Genomic DNA, 19,001 nt, shown 5'->3' with positions numbered 1-19,001 from the left:
GTGGACAACATACAAGACCCCCTGTCGGAATATCCAACAGGGGGAATTTTTTTGGTTCATATTGTATGTCTTGATCGATGGATCAACGGCCCCCGCAACGTCCGCAGCGGCCACAGCCTCCACAACGAGCACAGCCGGCGCAACGAGCACAGCCTCCGCAGCCTGCACAGCGGGCACAACCACCACAACCTCCGCAACGCGCGCAGCCTCCGCATCCCCCACATCCGAAGCAGCTGAAACAGCCGAAACAGCCACCGATTCCAAACCCGCCCAAGCCAAGCCCTACACATAACCGAGCATCATTTGAATAAACTTCTCCCTGCTGACTCGGGACTAGTTGTTGAGCATGAAATTCACCGACATCTAAGTTCTGAATTTGATTTTGAAATTCATTCAACTTGTTTCCCCTCCATTGGTCCAGCCTCTGTGCTCTGACTGCACAAAGCACTGCGTTCACAACAACGTATGAGGAAAGCCTAAGGATTGTTACTACTCTGAACGGAAGATAAGGAGGAAAATAGGAAAGAGACTACTAAAGGTGTCTCTCCTTTATATAATTCGGAAATGGGCTTCTGACATCACTACGACATATCCTTATCTATGATCCAAAACGCTACTCTTTATAAATGGCTTCCATCAAAAAAAGGTTAAAAGATAGAGGATTGTGGAAGAACTGTAAGATGGATGATTAAGGGAACGTCATTCTACTACAAGGACAGGAGTGAAAAAATGAAAAAACCGGATATTCAGCGTTATTTTTTTATGACCAAAAGGGAAAGACGAAATGAACTAAACCAAACGTTATGGTTGATGCCTCTTCGTTACATAGGGGTGGCTCTTTTACTATCCTTAATCAGTGCATTCCTTGATACATATTTAGACATACCTAAGCATTTGCCGGATGTTATGGTATTCAATGGTCCTACGGCCAGGTTGTTAATTACAACACTAATAGGCGGCGTTCTTACACTGAGTGCATTTACAATCAACTCCTTGCTGGTAGCCTTAACTACTCTTAGCGGACAATTTTCTTCACGGATGGTCTTGAATTTCATCAGTGAACCTCCAACCCAACATGTTCTTGGGATTTTCAACGGAAGCTTTATTTATGTCTTATTAAATATCCTTTTCCTGAGCAATAGCTCCAACGAAGCCTATTTTGTTATTCCCGTTCTTTCTGTCATGGTTACTTTTATGGCTGCAATCACCTTTATCTATTTCGTCAACCATACCTCCACATGGCTGCAAGTTCATAACATCACGTCAAACATGAAAAAGACAACAAGAAATACGATTAGGAGTTCTTTATTGGAGGACATCGGTCCTTACAGAACGGATGGAGAGGAATATAGAGACGAAATTTCTTCCAGGAAAGAAACAAAAACCATCTACGCTAGTAAATCAGGTCATTTACAGTCCGCTAATTTCCAAAAATTAATTGAGGAAGCGAAAAAAGATGATATCGTCATCCAATTAAGAGTATCTATTGGACAATTCATACTGGAAGGGACTCCACTCTTTGATTACTGGCAAGGTAAAAAAACGTTCGATGAAGAAAAATACAGAAAGCTCGTCCGTGTCGACACGAAAAAAACCGAAATTCAAGATTTGGAGTTCGGGTTGGAGAAACTCGTGGAAGTTGCGGCGAAGGGATTAGGAAATAATGATCCACTAACTGTTAACAATACACTTTACCAGATTACAGACTTGTTAAAAGAGATAGGCAATGCTACAAGTTTCTCGCCGATTCTGGTGGATGACGAAAATCATGTAAGATTGAAGCTGAAATATGATGGTTTTGATTACTTTCTCTATAAGAGTTATGGGTACATTCGAGAATATGCAGGTCAAAATTCCACCGTCATCATAACGATTATGGAAATGCTCAGTCTCTTAGCGGAATCGATGGATGAAAACGTCCACAAAGACATTTGGCAGTTTGCCAAGCATACGATCAAAGGGTACCAACAGTACACGCTCTACCAAGAAGATTGTTATTACATTTTAAGAAATTTAAAAGCAGTTGCTGCTCATACCAATCATGCGGAGGCTTATCCTCCTTTAGAAGAAATGCTTTTGAAACGAGTGTTCTCCTAATTTGATGACCATGCCTGACTCCCACTATATCCCATCAGGGAAGTGGGCAGTCAGCTTACATAATCCTCTACAGTCACTTATTCATCAAGCATAGATGCAGCTTTTTCAAATTCACGCTGGCTCTCCTGGACCTTCTTTTTCTTTGGAGGAAACAATTGATCAAACTTATCGACTTCCTCTTCATCAACCTCCAGGGCATTAGAAAAAACGACATAACCGGATAGATCCTCAAGCGCCCCTTCGTATAACGGCAGGACAAGCAGGCCTTTATAGAACTTCCCATCAGGCATGGAGATGTTGTATTTTTTCCCACCCAGGAAGCCATATGGTTCATAATGATAGGGAAAACCCAGAGTCAGGATCGCACGGTATCCCTTTTCTTTAGCTGCTTGAATGGAATGCGTGATCAACTTTCTTCCGAGCCCTTGTCTATGATAGTCAGGAGAGATGAAAACCGGACCAAAACTGATCGTTTGATATTCTGTCTGATCTTCGGCCACTACTTTTGAATGGGTATAGAAAATCCCACCGACGATCTCACCATCAACCTCGATCACAAAGGAGAGGTCCTTAATAAAGTCTGCGTGGTCCCTCATTTTGTGGATGACGAAGTGTTCATGACATCCAGGGAAATATAAATTCCAAAAGGCTTCTCGCGCTAATTCTTCCACTCTTCTGCAATCTTGTGGTTTTTCGTTTCTGATCGTAATGTTCATACAAATCCTCCTTTACCTCCCTATTTATTATATCCAACTTAGATCAGTCTTCCTTTCCTTATATGAATAGGCTCACTCCGAATGTAGTCAGGTTTGGTTAACGATAATGGAACACTCTTCTTTGATGCGCCTTACTATACCTTCCCCACTTAAGTCATTATTGGATAGGTCATAAAAGAGCTGATCAATCTGATCACTGATGAAATGCCAGGCCATCAAATCATCAGGATCATCGAGATCGACCACAATAGTAAACACATGACGGGCCAAGGTGAACCCCTCGGAAGCACGTTGACTGTTTAAAATCCTTTCAGCCAATCCATGTAAATAAGCTCTTGCACAACTCTCAAAAGAAGGATGATGGTCGATTTCCAACTCCTTGCAGGCTCTCTTAAAATAAGCTTCCACTTCAAAAATATTATCTACTTCTGATAGAGAAGTTATGATGAATAGAGATGGAGACTCCCTGCCCTTGATCAATTCAGTCTCTGCCCATGATATGTAATCTTTCGCTGAAACCGTTTCTGTTTGTATCTTATAGAACAGAAGAAGTGTATCCATCGTCATTTCATCACTGTCCCCTTGTTAATGATAAATTTCTCTTGTTATGATAAATTCTAAATCTACTCATTTTCCCTATATTCATACCGATCCACCCGCCAAGCATAGGAAAAGCATCCATAGGGAAATTCAACCTTGCAGAACCAAAGTCGACCGTAAACAAAACGACTGAAATACCAATGCAAAGAATAATAAGGATGATGAACTCTATTATTTTTCTTCTTTTCCAACGTTTCCAGCCTATATAGTCGGTATCAAAAGCCATCACACGCTGATGGGTCTTAGTACCAATCACTTTACCTGTTACGATCGAGTACAACGTATTCGCAGCACTGCCCAAAAGGACAACACAACAGATGCCGATCACAACAGTGAGCGCACCACTATTCTCATTGAGCATGACAAAAAGCATGAACAAAGACAGCATCAACAGATTGGATTGAAACAACTGTTTCTGTGGGGAATAGTTGTATAAAAGGGAATAAGATGGAAAAACAAAGATAAACCTAAAAAGTAATTAGAGGATCATAGATGCCGTTTTAGCGAAAACACCAATTCACCTTCCCCACTGCCAGTCAAACCACCGGCAATGGCCATCCGTTGCGCCGATCGTCTCTGTTGTAAACTGGCCCTTTACCAGGGAATCCACATGAAGCTTTCGATCATTCATATTGTTGTAGATATGGTAGACCTCTCTTTTCTGTCCAATCCGGTCAACTTGATGAAGAAGCTCATCTTTTACACTTGCCGGCATCTGGTTGGCGACATGGGTATGGAAGATACATAGAGTCGTATCCTCTGGAATTCCATCAGCAATTTCAGGAAGCATGGTTACACCATCCCCTTCTTTTAAAACGGGAGGGTGGAGTCTCAGTTGTTGAACGGCTGTTTCAAAATTCTTTCTCCTCTCCTCATGCTCCGGCCATATGAGCGCCTTCAGCCAATGAACATCTTCCTCTTTTGTTAAATCACTGACATGTAAGTCGATCCCTATTCGTTCTTTCACCTGGGGGGTCTGTTCAAGAGCATCTAAAGGAAGCTCTCCTTTTCTTACCTTTGATGTGAGATGAACAAAGGAATCCGGGTTTCCATAGGATCCATCGACTCCATAAGAATAGCTGTACTGATCCCAAAGTAATTGCAGTCCGGCACTTGTACCAATTTCAATAAGCGATAGAGGCTTTTCTGTTTGTTGATGAATGGAACAGAATACAGGATAAAGATACGCACACCGGCGGACCTCGTTTGTCTGGACACGTTTCGTCTGCAGACGATGAATGATCGCGTCTTCATTATCCATACAAAACGCTTTAAAGAGGGGGAAAGGATTGCGCTCTTCTTCAGGTTTGTCCGTTACACTCGGGTAGAAGCTTCTAAGCTCATGGTCAGTCCCTCTTAACAGCAAATCGTGGACAGCAGCGAAGAGCAGGTTAGGTACAGGCTGCCCTTCTTTTGCTTTAAGACAAAGGTGCAAGACATACGCGTCATCAGCGATTTGCAGCGACAACTGTTTGTAAATGTCACTGGAACCTTCACATTCTTCCCTTGCAAAATCAATGAATCTTTCAGCCAATCTTTTTATTTTCATCCGTTTCCTCCTTCATCTATTTCTCTTATCTTTTCAGGACCATTGAATCAATCACTTCTCGATCTCCATTATGTATAAGTTCAATTTCATTATGTGATTGCAAGTTTTTTTCAATGTACCAGATGGACAAACCCTTCCATTGGTGCTCTATCGACTTATTTTCAGGAAGCACGGCTGTTACATCCAGCATCGCAGCTCTTTCATTTCCCACCTTCACCGTTCGCTCGTCTCCTCTGCGGACCACACCATAAAGAAGGTCTTCACCATGAACGAACATACGATTCAACTTCTCCCCTGTTCTCTCCCTTTCCCAGGGGTTGACGGACACCAGTCCTGCCTTCCAGCCAAAGATACTTTTTTTAACTTTAGCGGCCCCTATATGCTGGTCATCCTTGATGAAAAAGTATAAAGCTGCTTCATTGATTTGTTTAACCGGAATGAGCGTGAGCCCCTCTTCAACAGCGTGAAGGGCTTCTTCTGGTTCCTCATAGGCCTTTGATTTTCCTACCATCACCACTACAACCGTGATCAGGAGCACCGTTATAAGGATGGAGAGAACTCCTCTGCTTTTCAACATCATCACCTGCTTCAAGCGTTTTTATTGGCTTATATCCCTTCTGGAAACAATCTCCATCAAAACATAACATACCACTAGACTCCTGCAAAGATATCCCCGATCTCCTAAAGAAAAAACCTGGAGGGAACCCTCCAGGTTTTGTACAGTCTTCATGGCTTTCTTTGATGGCCCTTTCAGCGAAGAAGCCTTCATAAAAATGTTGCTGTTCTTATTTATTGGACACCTACCGCATCGTAGGCACTCGCGACAGATGCTGCTTCTTGAGAAGATTCTCCATATAGATCCACCGCTGATTGGATCGCGGCTTCTCTCATCATGCTGAAGTCGGAAGACTCTGTTAAATATTTAGTCAGGGCGCGGTAATAGATTTGTTCTGTCGCTTCCCTGCCGACTCCCTCTACGTTGACTTCATAATGAGTGCCACCCTCAGACAGTAAGTAAGCAGCTTTGTTGTTGATACTGGAATTGATGTGCACTCCGCCATTATCTAAATCCCCCGTGTACAATTCACTATAATGATCCGGGTATCCACGATCCGGATAGAATGGGTGCGGAATTGAGGAAGGATCTTTCAAGGAGCGGAGTCCATCCCCTTCTTTTCCTGGAGTATAAATATCTTCACCCATCAGCCAATCATCCCGATCCACCATAGCGCCTAAAATATCAGACATAGACTCATTCAAGGCTCCTGGTTCATCTTCATAAATAAGATCGGCACTTCGATCTGTCACCGCGTGAGTCAATTCATGACCGATGACATCAAGGGCGCCTGAGAGTGGAAGGAAGGTTTCTCCGTCTCCATCTCCATACATCATCTGTACGCCATTCCATGCGGCATTGTTCCAATTTTCACCGACATGGACAGAAGAAATCATTCGTGCCCCCGCATCGTCAAAGGAGTTACGATCAAAGGTCTCCTTGAAATAGTCATAGACTTCACCTGCATGAACGTGGGCATCGACGGCTGCAGGATCTGAGAAGAATTTATGACCGTTCACCACTTCTTCCCCATGGTAGCCTAATAGTTGGGAGAAAATATTGAACCAAAGCGGATCCATGTTAAGGGCATCAAACGTGTGAATCCCATCTCCGCGGGTACCATCAAACAGGTAATACTGCCCTTCTTCTTTGGTAACTTCAAAGATTTCCTTGTTTCCGAGGACTCCTTCACCGAAACCTGTCACATGATCAATGGCGTTATAGCCCTTAATCACATCTCCATCGACAGCATCAACAAAGTAATGCCAATAACCAGGGGCCGGCTTTGAGGTGGATGCTTTCACAAGGTACGTTAAGTGAAACTCTCCTTCATGCTCATAAAGGAACAATTCACTGGAAGGCGGAGCATCAAAGTCCTCCACTTTCCCGATTTCAGACTCAATGGATTTTGTCGCCACAGCAATCGCTTCTTCCCCTTTAATGGAGGCGTCTGTATTCAAGTCTTTCTTTTCCAGTTCAGGAACGACTTGTCCAAAGAAAGCTTTCACCTGATTTTCCTCGTTTAACGTCACCGTTTGGGAGGACCCGTAAATAGGGACACCTTCGAACTGTTCAACAAGACGGACATGAGTGGTTCCTTCTTTCTCATCCTTCTGTGTTTCCACCACTTCAAAATAGTCATTGATGTTTCCCTTCAACTTGAACTTGTCCTTCTGGTAGTTCAAGTAAGACAACGCAATCTCCTCTTCCGACACCTTTTGCTTCGTAATGGATGGGAATTTAGGCATTTCCCATTTTTCAATAATATAGGACGGGGTGTCGTACTTTTCATTCATCTTCACTTTGTCCTCATCTGCATGTACACTTGAAGCGCTCACCCCAAGGCCGCTTAATGCGACCGTCAGCGCTATGGAAGACGTAAATAATGTCTTCTTCATAAAATCTCCCTCCTAATATCGTTTATATGAACTCTGAAGGTAAGGCTGGTTTTACTCGTAATCTTCGCCTTCAGTTTGTTCCGCATTGAACGTCCACTCTAAGTTCAGACTGTCACCCTGAAAGGCGTTTTGGTCTTCATCATTATCGACGAACTCAAATTGAACCCACAGCGTATCCTCGTCTCCCACATCCAAACCTCCACGCTTCTTCCATAGAGGATCAAAGATATCTTTTGCTACGACATCCGGATCTTCGGACTGCAATTCAGCCAGCGTCGTCTGAAAGACTGGTTCGCTTTCCTTATCCCAGTTCCACATGAAGTTGACGCGGATATGCTCTCCTAAATCCATGCCATCATTATCTCCCTGTGCATCTGTGACACTGTAGTTCGTCAATAGATTGATAGACTTAATATCCAGCGTCCCTTCATTCCCCAGTTTGAATTCTCTCAGAACCGTATCCCCAGGCTTTAAGTTGTCAATATCAACGATGACTTCTGGATCCAGGGACATATCAAGCGTCCCCATACCGAACGTATTATTCGATGTTTCGGTATCGCTGAAGTAGGCATATGTCCCGCCCCCCATTAGCGACAAGCCTAAGGATGCTGTCACGACTCCTACACTCACTTTTTTGAATAAACCCATTTTGAACTCCTCCTTTTTATATTTGGACTCCTATGTAAGATAAACATAAGAAGTGTCTCACGATTGATCAGATGCTGGAGCGCTGTGCTCCTTCTTAAAGTCCTCCACGGCTTTCCGAAAATAGAAAATCGAATAGAAGAATAAAACAGCCCCTGGAATAAATAACAGGAGCGCAGCACCCGTTTTGGAACTTGCATAATTTATAAGAAAACCAATGTAGGGGACCGTAAATCCTGTGTATTCCCCGACCACATTTTGTGACAGGACAGGATCCACATCTGATCCATCATTGTTATCTCCTTTTGTTGTGTAAATCGTATCCTTTTTTGTTTCCTCTACCTCGATAATGCGGTGGGTCACCAGATTCTCATTTTTATCGATGAACGTGATGACATCCCCTTTACCATATCCTTTTCCGTCATCTGTCAGCTCGATAGTGATGATAGAACCGGTTTTAAAGGTAGGCTCCATCGATCCGGATAAAACGGATTTGAATTGATGATTGAAAACCGTGGGTTCTCCTCCGCTGGCTTTGACGGATAACACCAAAACCGCCAAGCAAAGAATGAATCCGACAACGATGACAGAAACCGTCTTTCTTATAATGTTAAAGATCTTCTTCATCGTCTTTCCCCCCTTGAGATTCATGATCTGATTCCTTATCAGTCATTGATACACCCTTGCCATCCGACTGCTTTTCAGTTTCTTCATCAACTGGACGTTCATCGGAATCCTCCGATGCAGCATTGGTTTGTTGCGTTCTTTCTTCCTCTTCACTCTTTTCTGCTGGTTGCTCCTTTTTTTGCTTCGTTTTATCTTCAGAAGGGGAAGCATTTTTTTCGCTTTTCTTACTGGTCGATTTCACCGAATCTGCATTTTCTTCATTCTGCTGCTTCTCAGATCCCTTCGTTTGTTCCGCTTCATCTGTCCCCTCTGACGAATTCTCTGCTTCTTCTGTTGCTATATCCTTTGTTTCATCCGCTGCTTCTTCCGCTTCTTCTGTTGCTGTTTCCTCGGCTTCATCCGATGCTTCTTCTGCTTCATCCATTTTTACCTTTACATCATCTGCCTTTTTCTCTGCTTCTTCCTCAGATTGATCAGCCTCCTCTTGGATCTTTTCCTCTTCGCCCTCTTGGGAAGGAGACTCCTTATCTTTTTTCAGCCTATTTTCTTTCTTGACTTTTAGATGTTCAATGGTCTCCTCGATCTTATGAGATGATAATCTTTCGAACTTTTTATTTACTTCTTTAACCTTGTCAACTTGGTGAAACAAGAATGGATACTTGCTGAAATCATACTTATGGAAGAACTTCATCGCTTCATTATGTACGGTGTGATAACTCTCCGTCTGCTCTTTAAAAACGATTCTTTTTTCAGCCGCCTCTTCTAAAGCTTTCTCGATGTCCTTTAATGATTCTTCATTTCCAGAGAGGTCAATCAGCTTGGCGTATGTTTGACTTACAGAGTGAAAGGCCTTTTCAACTTTTGCTGTGTAGTCTTCAGCAGTGCCTGGAAATATAGGCGCAGTCGTGATCTTCATGGACCGCTGCTCATGATCCATAAAAGATGCTTTAGTTTGAGAGACCAGCTGCGATGAAAGAAATATGACTACACACAGGATACAGACGCTTAGGATTACTTGAGTCAAAAACTTGCGACGTTTCATCATGACCTCCCTTGTTTTGACATACTCCTATCATCCATTATTTTGAATATTCTTTAAATTGGCTAAGCGTACTAATCTGTTAGACTATTTGATTGAGTTTTAGGTATACACCAAAAGTATTAGATTCGTTTAAAATTAAAAAAAGCCAAAAAAAAAAGCCCCCATACCGGGGACTACTCAGCGTATGAATGGACATCTGATGGATTGAACCACTGCTGTTGAACCGCATAAAGCAAAGCCTGTGAACGGCTTTTCACCTTCAATTTTTTATAGATGTTACTTATATGAATCTTGACTGTCTTATCACTGATAAAAAGCATATGGGCGATTTCTTTATTACTGAGCCCTTTCGCCAACTCTCTTAAAACCTCGAATTCGCGCTGTGTAAGTGTTTTACTTCGGATATCCTCTTTCTTATTTTGATTATGAAGCAACGCTTTTGTCATAGAAGGAGGAATGACACAATTTCCTTTCTCTACGCTTTTAATCCCATAGATCAGCTCTTCAATAGACATTTCCTTAAGTAAATACCCGTCCGCCCCGGCATCCATAGCGGCTTGCAGATAATGATCCTGGTCAGTGAAAGTAAGGATCAAAACCTTGCACTTAGGATATTCTTTTTTCACGAACTGCGTCAGTTCAATCCCGCTTACATCTTGTAAATGGATATCTAAAATGATGACATCAGCCATGCAAGTCATTAAGTTCCTTCGAAGTTCCTCCCCGCTGCTCGCTTCACTAACGACCTCCATCCCTTTCTCTAAACCGATAACGTGTGTGATTCCATCCCTTAAAACAACATGATCATCAACCACCATGACTCGAATCATTACCTTCTCTACCTCCCGTTTAACCAAACAAAGATTTAGTAAGACGATGTTTAGAAACACCCAGGTGTTCGCTCAACGACAACATTCGACATAACGAACAATACTACAAAAAAACTTTTGTAAACATTAACACCTGGCACTAGAAGGTATGTTCTCTTTTTGCCTTCCCTATCGTACTTTCAGGGACCCCTATCCTATATGTATAGTTCATATAGTAACACACAATTATTTCCACATGCTACCATTTCAACAGAAGCCGTTCTTAATGAAGGATAAAGAAAAATATAGAAACCTACATTCACCAACAAAAAACCTGGAGGGGAAATCCTCCAGGCTTCATCCATAGATACTAACAGGTTGTTGAGGTTCGGTTTCTTTCTCCTGCCCAATCAAATCATACGTGATCAATGCCGGGCGATGGGTGCGAGGGTCCGTTACAATGGCAGCATCGATATTGAAGACCCGCCTAAGGACTGCCGAAGTCATCACTTCATGTGCCGTCCCTTCCTTGACAATCTTCCCGCCATTCAAAGCGACTAAATGGTCGGCGAAGCGAGCTGCATGGTTTAAGTCGTGAAGCACCATGACAATCGTTCGGCCTTCTTCTTTGTTCAACTTTTCCAAAAGGGTGAGGACTTCAAGCTGATGAGCAAGATCAAGATAAGTGGTCGGTTCATCCAACAGCAGCAAATCCGTCCCCTGCGCTAAGGCCATCGCGATCCACACTTTTTGACGCTGACCGCCGGACAAAGCATCGATTTCACGTTCAGAAAATTGCTGAACACCGGTTACCTCAAGAGCCCACTCGATGATGTCACGGTCTTCCTTCGTCAATTTACCGAATCCGCGCTGATGGGGAAAACGTCCATAAGAAACAAGCTCATAAACCGTCAAACCGCTGGGTGCCTGAGGGGTCTGGGGAAGAACGGCCATTTTCTTAGCGATTTCCTTCGTCGATTCTTTATGTATCGCTTTGCCATCTAAATAGACGGTACCAGACTTCGGTTCAAGCAGGCGCGACATCGTTTTCAAGATCGTTGATTTCCCACAGCCGTTCGGCCCGATGATCGTCGTGATTTCTCCTTCAGGAATATGCAGGTTCAAATCTTCGACAATTTTCACTTCACCATAGGCTATCCCTAAGTCCTGCATGGACATTCTCACCATTGTTGAGCACCTCACCTTATATTTGCAAAAATGATATCCATTCAATGCAGATAGTAATAATCATTCTCAATTAATCGTATACGCAATTTTATTTTTCGTCAAGGCAGAATAAAAAAGAAGCCACCTTTACACCAAAGATGGCCTCTAGGAAAGTTGACTACGATCGGGGGCAAGCGACGGTCATCCTTCTTTAATACTGTGGACCGCGTTGAGCTGTTGAAAAATATTGAAACCAAAACCGGAATTCATCAAAGAAGACTTCCTTTGTCAATTCGATGTTATCAAAGAAATCCTCAAGAACCTCTTCTTCCACATCATCCAAAAGCCCTGTTACATACAAGGGGGTTTGAAAACGGCTGTAGACCTCTCCATATCCGTATGTTTCAAAAACATCTTTCATTTGTTCTTCCCTCATGAGCGCACACTCCTTTTCTCTAGGGTGGCACGATTGCCTCTCTCATATTCCATTTAGCTTTTAAACTGTTTAAGAATAAGGCAGGAATGTTGAAGGACTGGTTTCGAAATTTCTATGAAGCGAATGGGACTACGGGGATGACTCGCTTTCCCGGAGCACCTAGACCCACCCCTTTGTCTCGAAACAGTGTCTTCCACAACCGTTTATCGAGAAGATCGGAAGTACGGTATAATGATAGGCAAGTTAAGGGGAAGGAGTGGTGAATGGTGCCTGTGATTAATCATCGTATATTTATAAAAGCACCCGCTCATCTATGTTTTGATCTCGCGAGAAATGTAGATGTCCATACACAAACCACGAGCAAGACAAACGAAAAGGCGGTGGCTGGTGTGACGGAAGGCTGGATGGAAGAAGGAGACGAAGTGACTTGGGAAGCGACACACTTCGGCATCCGTCAACGACTGACGGCCCGGATTATAGAAATGGATCGGCCGCACCGCTTCGTCGATGTGATGGTCAAAGGAGCCTTTCATTCCTTCACCCACACCCATGAGTTCTTTGAAGAATCAGGAGGCACGATGATGGTGGATACATTCGCCTATCAATCACCACTCGGCCTCCTTGGTCGTATGGCCGACCGTCTTTTTCTGGAGAACTATATGAAAAGCTTGATCAAATTTCGTGCCCATGAACTAAAAAAGATGGCAGAAAATGAAAAAGACTCAGAGTTGAACTCTGAGCCTTAAATAATCACGGTTGAAGAGTCAGGACTTCCCCCTCCACTTCATCCGTAGAGGTCAGGTGATACTCCCCTTCCACCCAATCTTCCAGTTGATCGTGATACCAGTCGCTTCTGAAATGACCGGATTGCCCAGGGCCGACGACATGGTATGCTTCGGTCGGATCTTCCATGTCGATGACAAAGCGCCACGATGCTCCGTGATTGACGAGGCCTTCACTGTTGAAACCAGCGGCACGGACCGTTACTCGACTGCCACTGACCGGATGAGGATCGCCCGGATTCAGGAACCTATCCAGAAATCCGATACTTGAAAGAGGATGGGTGAATTCAACCGCATGCGCTTCTCCCCATTCCCATTCTGAAGGATCTTCTCCATACTCTTCCTTCACCTCATTCAGCGTCGCTTGAAAAGCTTCAGAGATCACTGATCCCATCCCTCCTGCTTTTTGCATCCATCGGGACTCATCGCCCATCCGCAACAATTCATCCGTTGTCTGTCCGGACCCTTTGAAAAATTGTTGCATGTCTCCTGACAGATCCACATTGTAAAGTTGATCCTCGATGTTCGCCATCCAACGGTGGAAAATCAACGGCTGGGCAAGTGTACGATCATCCTCCCTGTTCCACTCTTCCATCAGAGCCATCGTTTCTTTTTCAAGGGCCGTTACAGCCTCAACCTGCTCCAAAAGAAGGGGTAAGAATTCTTCTGCCTGAAGGTTTTTCACATCCATCTGCATCGCTTGGAATTGCTCCGGCGTCAGTTCGTTTTCTCCCTTGAGCATCTCATTGATGCGTGCGTACCGATAAGGCTGTGCCCAATTGTGGCTGATATGGTAAGGATATTCCTCCGTCGTAATTTTATTGTTCGCCGTTGCAATGAATCCTTCTTCCGGGTTTACCACCCTCGGCAGTTCATTAAAAGGGACGAACCCCTGCCACTCATCCTCAGACTCCCAGCCGCGCATCGGAAGCAGCGCATCCTCCGGCTCATTGTAGATCGGCACCTGGCCATTCGCCTTGTAGGCAATGGTTCCGTCTTTACTTGCAAAAACGAAATTCTGCGCCGGGGCCAGGAACTTCTCCAACCCTTTCTCGAAAGACGCCCAATCATCGGCACGGTTCATCTCAAGCACCGCTTCCAGTTCTGTCGTCGCATCAAGGGCAGTCCATCGTAACGAGAGCAGCGTATCTTTCCCAGACTCCCCTGCATAATCACTGATCACCGGTCCATGGCGGGTCTCTACAACCTCAAGTTCCACATCATCGCCGTCTTTCACATCGATCGTTTCTGTGAACACTTCCGCTTCTTCCCATTCATCTTCGTATAAAAATTCGTGCGGATTCTCAGGATTCCTTTTTTCTAAGTACAGTTGCTGCACATCAGGTCCAACGTTCGTCACACCCCAGGCGATGTTGTCGTTATGTCCAAGAATGATGCCGGGAATACCTGCGAAAATAACCCCTGAAACGTTGTAACCTGGCGCTTCCAAGTGCATTTGATACCAGATGGACGGTGTCGCCATCCCTAAATGCGGATCATCAGCGAGAATCGGTGATCCAGAGGCCGTACGCTCTCCACTCACAACCCAGTTGTTACTCCCGTTAAATTCGTTCGGAATGATGACATTGGCAAAACTTTTCTCGATATCCACAGCGTCTGCTTCGGCAAGGACCGTCGGGGCATCTTCAGGGTATGCCGGGAAAAGTTCGTACGCCTCCTCTTCAGAAAAATTCTGCAGCAAGTAGTAGTTGAACGCCTGGCGCTCCCAGTGGCCGCCAAGGTCGAACGCCATGTATTTTCCTATCGTTAATGAATCAAGCGGTGTCCACGGTTCGGGATCGATGTTCATCATCGCAAACTCCGGGGGCAGCGGTTCGTTTTCCATGAAGGCATTGACTCCCTCCGCAAACGCCTCCAGACGTTCGGTCGCTTCGTCTGAATAAACAGCCAGAGACTTTTCTGCCGCCCGTCTAAGACCGAGGGTCCGGAAATAACGGTCCTGATCCACCGTGGCCTCCCCGACCACTTCACTCAACCGGCCGGAGGCCTGCCTGCGTGCAAGCTCCATTTGAAAGAGGCGGTCCTGCGCCTGTACATAGCCCTGGGCACGAAAGACGTCGAGTTCGTTTTCGGCCTGAATATGAGGCACCCCCTGATCATCTCTCGTCACGGTCACGGACGCTTCCAGTCCAGAAAGAGATGCCTCCCCGTCCGTCTCCGGCAGGCTCCTCAAAGTGTAAGCGTTTACAATAACAACAGCACTAACCAGTAAAATTATGACGATTCCGAGCGTCAGCCAGGTCGCCTTTTTCCAGCGTGGTCTTTTCTTTTTCTGTGGATCGATCTGTCTAGCTGTCTCCATTCCCCCACCTCCTGAACTTTCCTTCATTATATCTCATTTTCGAGAAAATAGATTAAAGAATTTCCGAAACGGGTATGGAACGAGTGTGCTTGACTTTGGAGGTGTAATAATGGAAAAAATCAAAATTAGTGATACATCCATGGAAGCGAGCCGCATCGGCCTTGGCACATGGGCGATCGGCGGCTGGATGTGGGGAGGCACGGATGAAGAACAATCCGTAAAAACCATCCACTCCGCGCTTGATCAGGGCATCAACTTGATCGATACCGCACCTGCTTATGGGTTCGGACGCTCAGAAGAAATCATCGGAAAAGCTGTAGAACAATATGGACGGCGTGAAGACCTTCTGCTTGCTACGAAAGCGGGCATCGATTGGAACGAAGACTCCGTTTTCCGTAATGCCAGCAAAGAGCGCATCCATAAAGAAGTCGAAGATTCGTTGAAACGCTTAAAAACTGATTACATTGATATTTACCAGGTCCACTGGCCGGATCCGATGACACCGATCCACGAGACGGCTGAAGCTCTTTCCTACCTGTACAAACAAGGAAAGATCCGCGCCATCGGTGTCAGCAACTTTTCACCAGAACAAATGGACACTTTCCGCGAAGCAGCGCCGCTGCACACGTTGCAGCCTCCGTACAACATGTTCGAACGGGACATCGAGTCGAAGACGCTGCCTTACGTTCAGGACCATAATATCACGACCATCTCTTACGGATCGTTATGCCGAGGCCTGTTGTCAGGAAAAATGTCCTCAAACCGTGAGTTTGAAGGCGACGACTTAAGAAACAATGATCCCAAATTCCAACAACCGCGATTCAAGCAGTACTTGAATGCCGTGAGCGAACTCGAACAGCTCGCCGAAAACCGTTTCGGCAAGAGCGTGCTTCAGCTCGCCATCCGCTGGGTGCTTGACCAGCCGGGATCCGGCATCGCTCTCATGGGAGGGCGCCGTCCGGATCAGCTCAATCCGATTGATGGTGTCGACAGCTTCACCATCGATGAAGAAACACGTCACGACATTGATGAAATTCTGCTGAAACACGTCAATGATCCAGTGGGACCGGAGTTTATGGCTCCCCCTGATCGTCAGGAATTAGGATTAAAATAACTGATGGACGGACCCTCACGTATGAGGGTCCTTTTTTACGTAGGAGGAAATTCGAACCCAGTTAAAGAACATGAAAAAGGTTGAGCAAGCCAAGCACTAGAAACCAATAAAAGTTTAGAAACTTTTATTCTCGTCAATCGTATAAAAGAAAGAATCAGAAACTCAGGAGGTACGCGTTTATGGATATACTTATTTGGGTGATCATCATCGCCTGTTTCATCGCAAGTTTTGCAAGCGTCATTTTTCCAATCATACCGGCACCGCTCGTGCTGTGGATCGGATTCCTGGCTTATGCGTTCTTCATCAACGGCAGCGGACTATCGGTCTTCTTCTGGATCGGAGCCGTCGTCTTGACCATACTGCTCATCGTCTCTGATATCATCGCTAACAGCTACTTCGTGAAAAAGTACGGAGGAAGCAAATGGGGCGAGCGTTCTGCGGCGATCGGTGTCATCATCGGATCGTTCGTTATTCCGCCGTTCGGCATCATCGTCATTCCTTTTGTGCTGGTCATCGTTGTGGAACTTGTCCAGAAACGATCATCAGAAGAGGCGTTCAAAGCAGCCATCGGCTCTCTGTTCGGTTTTCTCAGCGGGACAGTGGCTAAAATCATCATCCAGGCGATTCTCATCATCTGGTTTTTCTTTGACATTTAAACAGAATAGAAAAAATCTCAGAGTTGAAGGCTCTGAGATTTTTTTGTATTTCGTTCATTTCCCTATCTACCTAATCAAAGACTTTCAGTAACAGGAGACTTCTTCTCAAGTTTTTTTTCTTTGGATAAAAACCATCCGCCGACAGCGATCAACAATAGAACTGACCAGAACGTGATTTTCCATGGAGCGCTTTTTGCAAAACCCTCGGATAAAATTGCGATCTCCGGGTGGGCCATCGTATAGACGGCAAGCTTTACACCTACCCAGCCGACGATCAGGTAAGCGGCTGTTTCAAGACCAGGGCGGCGATCCAGCAAGACGACAAAATAGCTGGCCGCAAACCTCATGATGACGAGCCCGATGATACCTCCTGCGAGGATGACAGCAAAGTGGCCGCCATCCAAACCGCCCACTTGCGGGAGACTGGTGAGGGGTAAGGTTACGGCTAGAGCAACCGCAGCTAAAATAGAATCGACAGCAAAAGCAATATCCGCAAGCTCCACTTTTATGACCGTAGCCCAGAAACCTGAGCCCTTTTTAACTGGCGATTTCTTCGCTTTCACTTTTGGCTTCAGCACATGCTTTTTTAACAAATGGTAAGCAGCAATACCGATCAGGTAAATCGCCCCGATTGCCTGAACCTGCCAAATGTTGACGAGATAGGAAATGAGGAACAAAGAAGCGAAGCGGAACAAAAAGGCCCCTGCCAAACCGTAAAACAAGGCTTTCTTTCTCTTCTCCTCAGGAAGGTGTTTGACCATCGTCGCGATCACGAGCGCATTATCCGCAGCAAGAATCCCCTCAAGACCAATTAAAATCAACAACACCCAGCTGTATTCCAAAACTAAAGCGAAGTCCATTTTCTTTTCTCCCTATTTTTAAGTTTTTTAGTTTACGATGAGCTCATCATGATCAAAACTTTTAGCATTGTTCTCATAGACTAGGCGCGTCTGCAGTTTATAAGACCTTCCCTCAGATAATGGAGGAAGGGTTCGAGGTAATTCATAACGGAAAGGATATTCATCATATCCACCTGCTTCCATTGTCCGTGTCATGAGGACAGTGGTGACCGGTTGGACCAATAAGGGCTTCTTCCCTCGCTCTATGACGACCAAATCGCATTCCAGACGCTTGATGTTTTGTTTTCTCCAACTCCCGGATAGTTGGAAGACTCCGGACAATACATAAGGATCTTCTCCTTTAGGATCAAGAACAAGATCCACCTTCGGCTTGCCGATTCTTAATCCATTCATCCATTTGGTTAACAATGAAAATCCCTCCTATGAATATAAAAAAACCTTTACCAACAAATGGTAAAGGTTTTTGAGAGTTTTCATTTAATCCCTTTACCATTATGGCAAAGGTCTCGCGAACAACGTTACGTTGCCAGGTATGCCGGAGGCCGGATAGGCCACGTAATGACGACATAACTGTAAGCTACTCCCCTTTGGAGTCATATAAGCTCTTATGAGCACAGTTTTCACTCGCTGACTGTAACTAAATCATAATAAGTTTTCAGAAAAATGTCAATTCTTTTTTCTGCTTTTTAGCAGCTTTTTAATATTAAAGTATATGGCAGTTTTCTTGAAGACTCAGTTTCGAGATGTTTGGGGGCTTCGTTTGCCATATTTGGAGTCAGGGGTGGCTGGGAAGCTACCCCATTCGATAAAGGGGATAACGAACCCCTTTGCCAAGTTGGAAGGTCTTCCTCTATCCCGATTGTTGTAAGCATAAAACGCTCTGTATCAAGCTTTTAGGGTTCAATCACCCCGGCATGAGAGTTTCATGCTTATACTCCCATCAAACTGAAAAGCTGAAGATTGGAAAGTGGTTTCGGGATAGTTATATAGCAAAGGGGCGGAGGGGAATGGCGAGACTCCTATCTTAAGTGTGGAAGCGCCTCGCTCAGCGGCGTATGGACTGGACTGAGCTGGCGGAGATAAAGGAAACACGAAGAACGAAGTGATTCGATGTTGACTTATCG

Annotated in this window: 20 protein-coding genes; 4 read left to right on the top strand and 16 right to left on the bottom strand. The window is 44.8% G+C overall.

Features of this window, described 5'->3' with window-relative positions; all coding sequences use genetic code 11:
- Positions 1–82: 82 nt before the first annotated feature.
- Positions 83–397 (bottom strand): heterocycloanthracin/sonorensin family bacteriocin, encoded by a 315-nt coding sequence (locus VKA52_RS13010; protein ID WP_202412409.1) that lies wholly within the window; start codon positions 395–397, stop codon positions 83–85.
- A gap of 332 nt (positions 398–729) precedes the next feature.
- Between VKA52_RS13010 and VKA52_RS13005 the strand changes: the two genes are divergently transcribed.
- A complete protein-coding gene (locus tag VKA52_RS13005) occupies positions 730–2,097 on the top strand; it encodes a DUF2254 domain-containing protein (protein WP_326315959.1) in 1,368 nt (455 codons plus the stop codon).
- Between the two features lie 77 nt (positions 2,098–2,174).
- Here the strand turns inward: VKA52_RS13005 and VKA52_RS13000 are convergent, their stop codons facing one another.
- The 12 genes from VKA52_RS13000 to VKA52_RS12945 form a co-directional block, all read right to left on the bottom strand.
- Complete coding sequence (locus tag VKA52_RS13000; RefSeq protein WP_326315958.1) at positions 2,175–2,813, bottom strand: GNAT family N-acetyltransferase; 639 nt, start codon at positions 2,811–2,813, stop codon at positions 2,175–2,177.
- A gap of 87 nt (positions 2,814–2,900) precedes the next feature.
- A complete protein-coding gene (locus VKA52_RS12995) occupies positions 2,901–3,380 on the bottom strand; it encodes a hypothetical protein (protein ID WP_326315957.1) in 480 nt (159 codons plus the stop codon).
- Between the two features lie 4 nt (positions 3,381–3,384).
- On the bottom strand, positions 3,385–3,801 hold the full coding sequence (locus VKA52_RS12990; RefSeq protein ID WP_326315956.1) for a hypothetical protein: 417 nt from the start codon (positions 3,799–3,801) through the stop codon (positions 3,385–3,387).
- 129 nt (positions 3,802–3,930) lie between these two features.
- Entirely contained in the window at positions 3,931–4,962 is a 1,032-nt protein-coding gene (locus VKA52_RS12985) for a DUF2332 domain-containing protein (RefSeq protein ID WP_326315955.1), read from the bottom strand.
- Positions 4,963–4,987: 25 nt separating this feature from the next.
- Positions 4,988–5,542: a hypothetical protein gene (locus tag VKA52_RS12980; protein ID WP_326315954.1), complete on the bottom strand. Its 555-nt coding sequence runs from the start codon at positions 5,540–5,542 to the stop codon at positions 4,988–4,990.
- A 209-nt stretch (positions 5,543–5,751) separates the two neighbouring features.
- The gene (locus VKA52_RS12975) at positions 5,752–7,416 is read right to left on the bottom strand and encodes a M4 family metallopeptidase (protein WP_326315953.1); all 1,665 of its coding nucleotides are present in this window, start codon (positions 7,414–7,416) and stop codon (positions 5,752–5,754) included.
- A gap of 51 nt (positions 7,417–7,467) precedes the next feature.
- Positions 7,468–8,064, bottom strand: a complete 597-nt coding sequence (locus tag VKA52_RS12970) for a CalY family protein (RefSeq protein WP_160912713.1) — start codon at positions 8,062–8,064, stop codon at positions 7,468–7,470.
- 57 nt (positions 8,065–8,121) lie between these two features.
- Entirely contained in the window at positions 8,122–8,688 is a 567-nt protein-coding gene (sipW, locus tag VKA52_RS12965) for a signal peptidase I SipW (RefSeq protein WP_326315952.1), read from the bottom strand.
- On the bottom strand, positions 8,672–9,733 hold the full coding sequence (locus tag VKA52_RS12960; protein WP_326315951.1) for a hypothetical protein: 1,062 nt from the start codon (positions 9,731–9,733) through the stop codon (positions 8,672–8,674). The genes sipW and VKA52_RS12960 overlap by 17 nt, the downstream gene beginning before the upstream one ends.
- 170 nt (positions 9,734–9,903) lie before the next feature.
- On the bottom strand, positions 9,904–10,560 hold the full coding sequence (locus VKA52_RS12955) for a response regulator transcription factor (protein WP_326315950.1): 657 nt from the start codon (positions 10,558–10,560) through the stop codon (positions 9,904–9,906).
- 336 nt (positions 10,561–10,896) lie between these two features.
- Positions 10,897–11,727, bottom strand: coding sequence for an ABC transporter ATP-binding protein (locus VKA52_RS12950; protein WP_160912705.1), 831 nt, complete (start codon positions 11,725–11,727; stop codon positions 10,897–10,899).
- 190 nt (positions 11,728–11,917) lie between these two features.
- Entirely contained in the window at positions 11,918–12,142 is a 225-nt protein-coding gene (locus VKA52_RS12945; protein ID WP_160912703.1) for a hypothetical protein, read from the bottom strand.
- 266 nt (positions 12,143–12,408) lie between these two features.
- Between VKA52_RS12945 and VKA52_RS12940 the strand changes: the two genes are divergently transcribed.
- Complete coding sequence (locus VKA52_RS12940) at positions 12,409–12,888, top strand: SRPBCC family protein (RefSeq protein ID WP_326315949.1); 480 nt, start codon at positions 12,409–12,411, stop codon at positions 12,886–12,888.
- A 4-nt stretch (positions 12,889–12,892) separates the two neighbouring features.
- On the opposite strand, the gene VKA52_RS12935 is transcribed toward VKA52_RS12940, so the two are convergent.
- Positions 12,893–15,247, bottom strand: a complete 2,355-nt coding sequence (locus VKA52_RS12935) for a penicillin acylase family protein (protein ID WP_326315948.1) — start codon at positions 15,245–15,247, stop codon at positions 12,893–12,895.
- A 109-nt stretch (positions 15,248–15,356) separates the two neighbouring features.
- Here VKA52_RS12935 and VKA52_RS12930 point away from each other — a divergent pair, with 109 nt between their 5' ends.
- Positions 15,357–16,361: an aldo/keto reductase gene (locus VKA52_RS12930; RefSeq protein WP_326315947.1), complete on the top strand. Its 1,005-nt coding sequence runs from the start codon at positions 15,357–15,359 to the stop codon at positions 16,359–16,361.
- A 179-nt stretch (positions 16,362–16,540) separates the two neighbouring features.
- On the top strand, positions 16,541–17,017 hold the full coding sequence (locus VKA52_RS12925; protein ID WP_326315946.1) for a DUF456 domain-containing protein: 477 nt from the start codon (positions 16,541–16,543) through the stop codon (positions 17,015–17,017).
- Between the two features lie 74 nt (positions 17,018–17,091).
- Here VKA52_RS12925 and VKA52_RS12920 read toward each other — a convergent pair whose 3' ends face one another.
- Positions 17,092–17,877: a TerC family protein gene (locus tag VKA52_RS12920; RefSeq protein ID WP_326315945.1), complete on the bottom strand. Its 786-nt coding sequence runs from the start codon at positions 17,875–17,877 to the stop codon at positions 17,092–17,094.
- Positions 17,878–17,904: 27 nt separating this feature from the next.
- On the bottom strand, positions 17,905–18,285 hold the full coding sequence (locus VKA52_RS12915) for a sporulation protein (protein ID WP_326315944.1): 381 nt from the start codon (positions 18,283–18,285) through the stop codon (positions 17,905–17,907).
- Between the last annotated feature and the right edge of the window lie 716 nt (positions 18,286–19,001).

This window comes from Halobacillus sp. HZG1, from assembly GCF_035818575.1.
Taxonomy (GTDB): domain Bacteria; phylum Bacillota; class Bacilli; order Bacillales; family Halobacillaceae; genus Halobacillus; species Halobacillus litoralis.
Note: the sequence above shows the minus strand (reverse complement) of the source record. Positions and strands in the feature narration are given on the sequence as shown.

Coding starts and splice junctions, on each gene's coding strand:
- VKA52_RS13005 (WP_326315959.1), top strand. CDS start 730: ATGAAAAAACCGGATATTCAGCGTTATTTTTTTATGACCAAAAGGGAA.
- VKA52_RS13000 (WP_326315958.1), bottom strand. CDS start 2,813: ATGAACATTACGATCAGAAACGAAAAACCACAAGATTGCAGAAGAGTG.
- VKA52_RS12995 (WP_326315957.1), bottom strand. CDS start 3,380: ATGACGATGGATACACTTCTTCTGTTCTATAAGATACAAACAGAAACG.
- VKA52_RS12990 (WP_326315956.1), bottom strand. CDS start 3,801: ATGCTGTCTTTGTTCATGCTTTTTGTCATGCTCAATGAGAATAGTGGT.
- VKA52_RS12985 (WP_326315955.1), bottom strand. CDS start 4,962: ATGAAAATAAAAAGATTGGCTGAAAGATTCATTGATTTTGCAAGGGAA.
- VKA52_RS12980 (WP_326315954.1), bottom strand. CDS start 5,542: ATGATGTTGAAAAGCAGAGGAGTTCTCTCCATCCTTATAACGGTGCTC.
- VKA52_RS12975 (WP_326315953.1), bottom strand. CDS start 7,416: ATGAAGAAGACATTATTTACGTCTTCCATAGCGCTGACGGTCGCATTA.
- VKA52_RS12970 (WP_160912713.1), bottom strand. CDS start 8,064: ATGGGTTTATTCAAAAAAGTGAGTGTAGGAGTCGTGACAGCATCCTTA.
- sipW (WP_326315952.1), bottom strand. CDS start 8,688: ATGAAGAAGATCTTTAACATTATAAGAAAGACGGTTTCTGTCATCGTT.
- VKA52_RS12960 (WP_326315951.1), bottom strand. CDS start 9,733: ATGATGAAACGTCGCAAGTTTTTGACTCAAGTAATCCTAAGCGTCTGT.
- VKA52_RS12955 (WP_326315950.1), bottom strand. CDS start 10,560: ATGATTCGAGTCATGGTGGTTGATGATCATGTTGTTTTAAGGGATGGA.
- VKA52_RS12950 (WP_160912705.1), bottom strand. CDS start 11,727: ATGGTGAGAATGTCCATGCAGGACTTAGGGATAGCCTATGGTGAAGTG.
- VKA52_RS12945 (WP_160912703.1), bottom strand. CDS start 12,142: ATGAGGGAAGAACAAATGAAAGATGTTTTTGAAACATACGGATATGGA.
- VKA52_RS12935 (WP_326315948.1), bottom strand. CDS start 15,247: ATGGAGACAGCTAGACAGATCGATCCACAGAAAAAGAAAAGACCACGC.
- VKA52_RS12930 (WP_326315947.1), top strand. CDS start 15,357: ATGGAAAAAATCAAAATTAGTGATACATCCATGGAAGCGAGCCGCATC.
- VKA52_RS12925 (WP_326315946.1), top strand. CDS start 16,541: ATGGATATACTTATTTGGGTGATCATCATCGCCTGTTTCATCGCAAGT.
- VKA52_RS12920 (WP_326315945.1), bottom strand. CDS start 17,877: ATGGACTTCGCTTTAGTTTTGGAATACAGCTGGGTGTTGTTGATTTTA.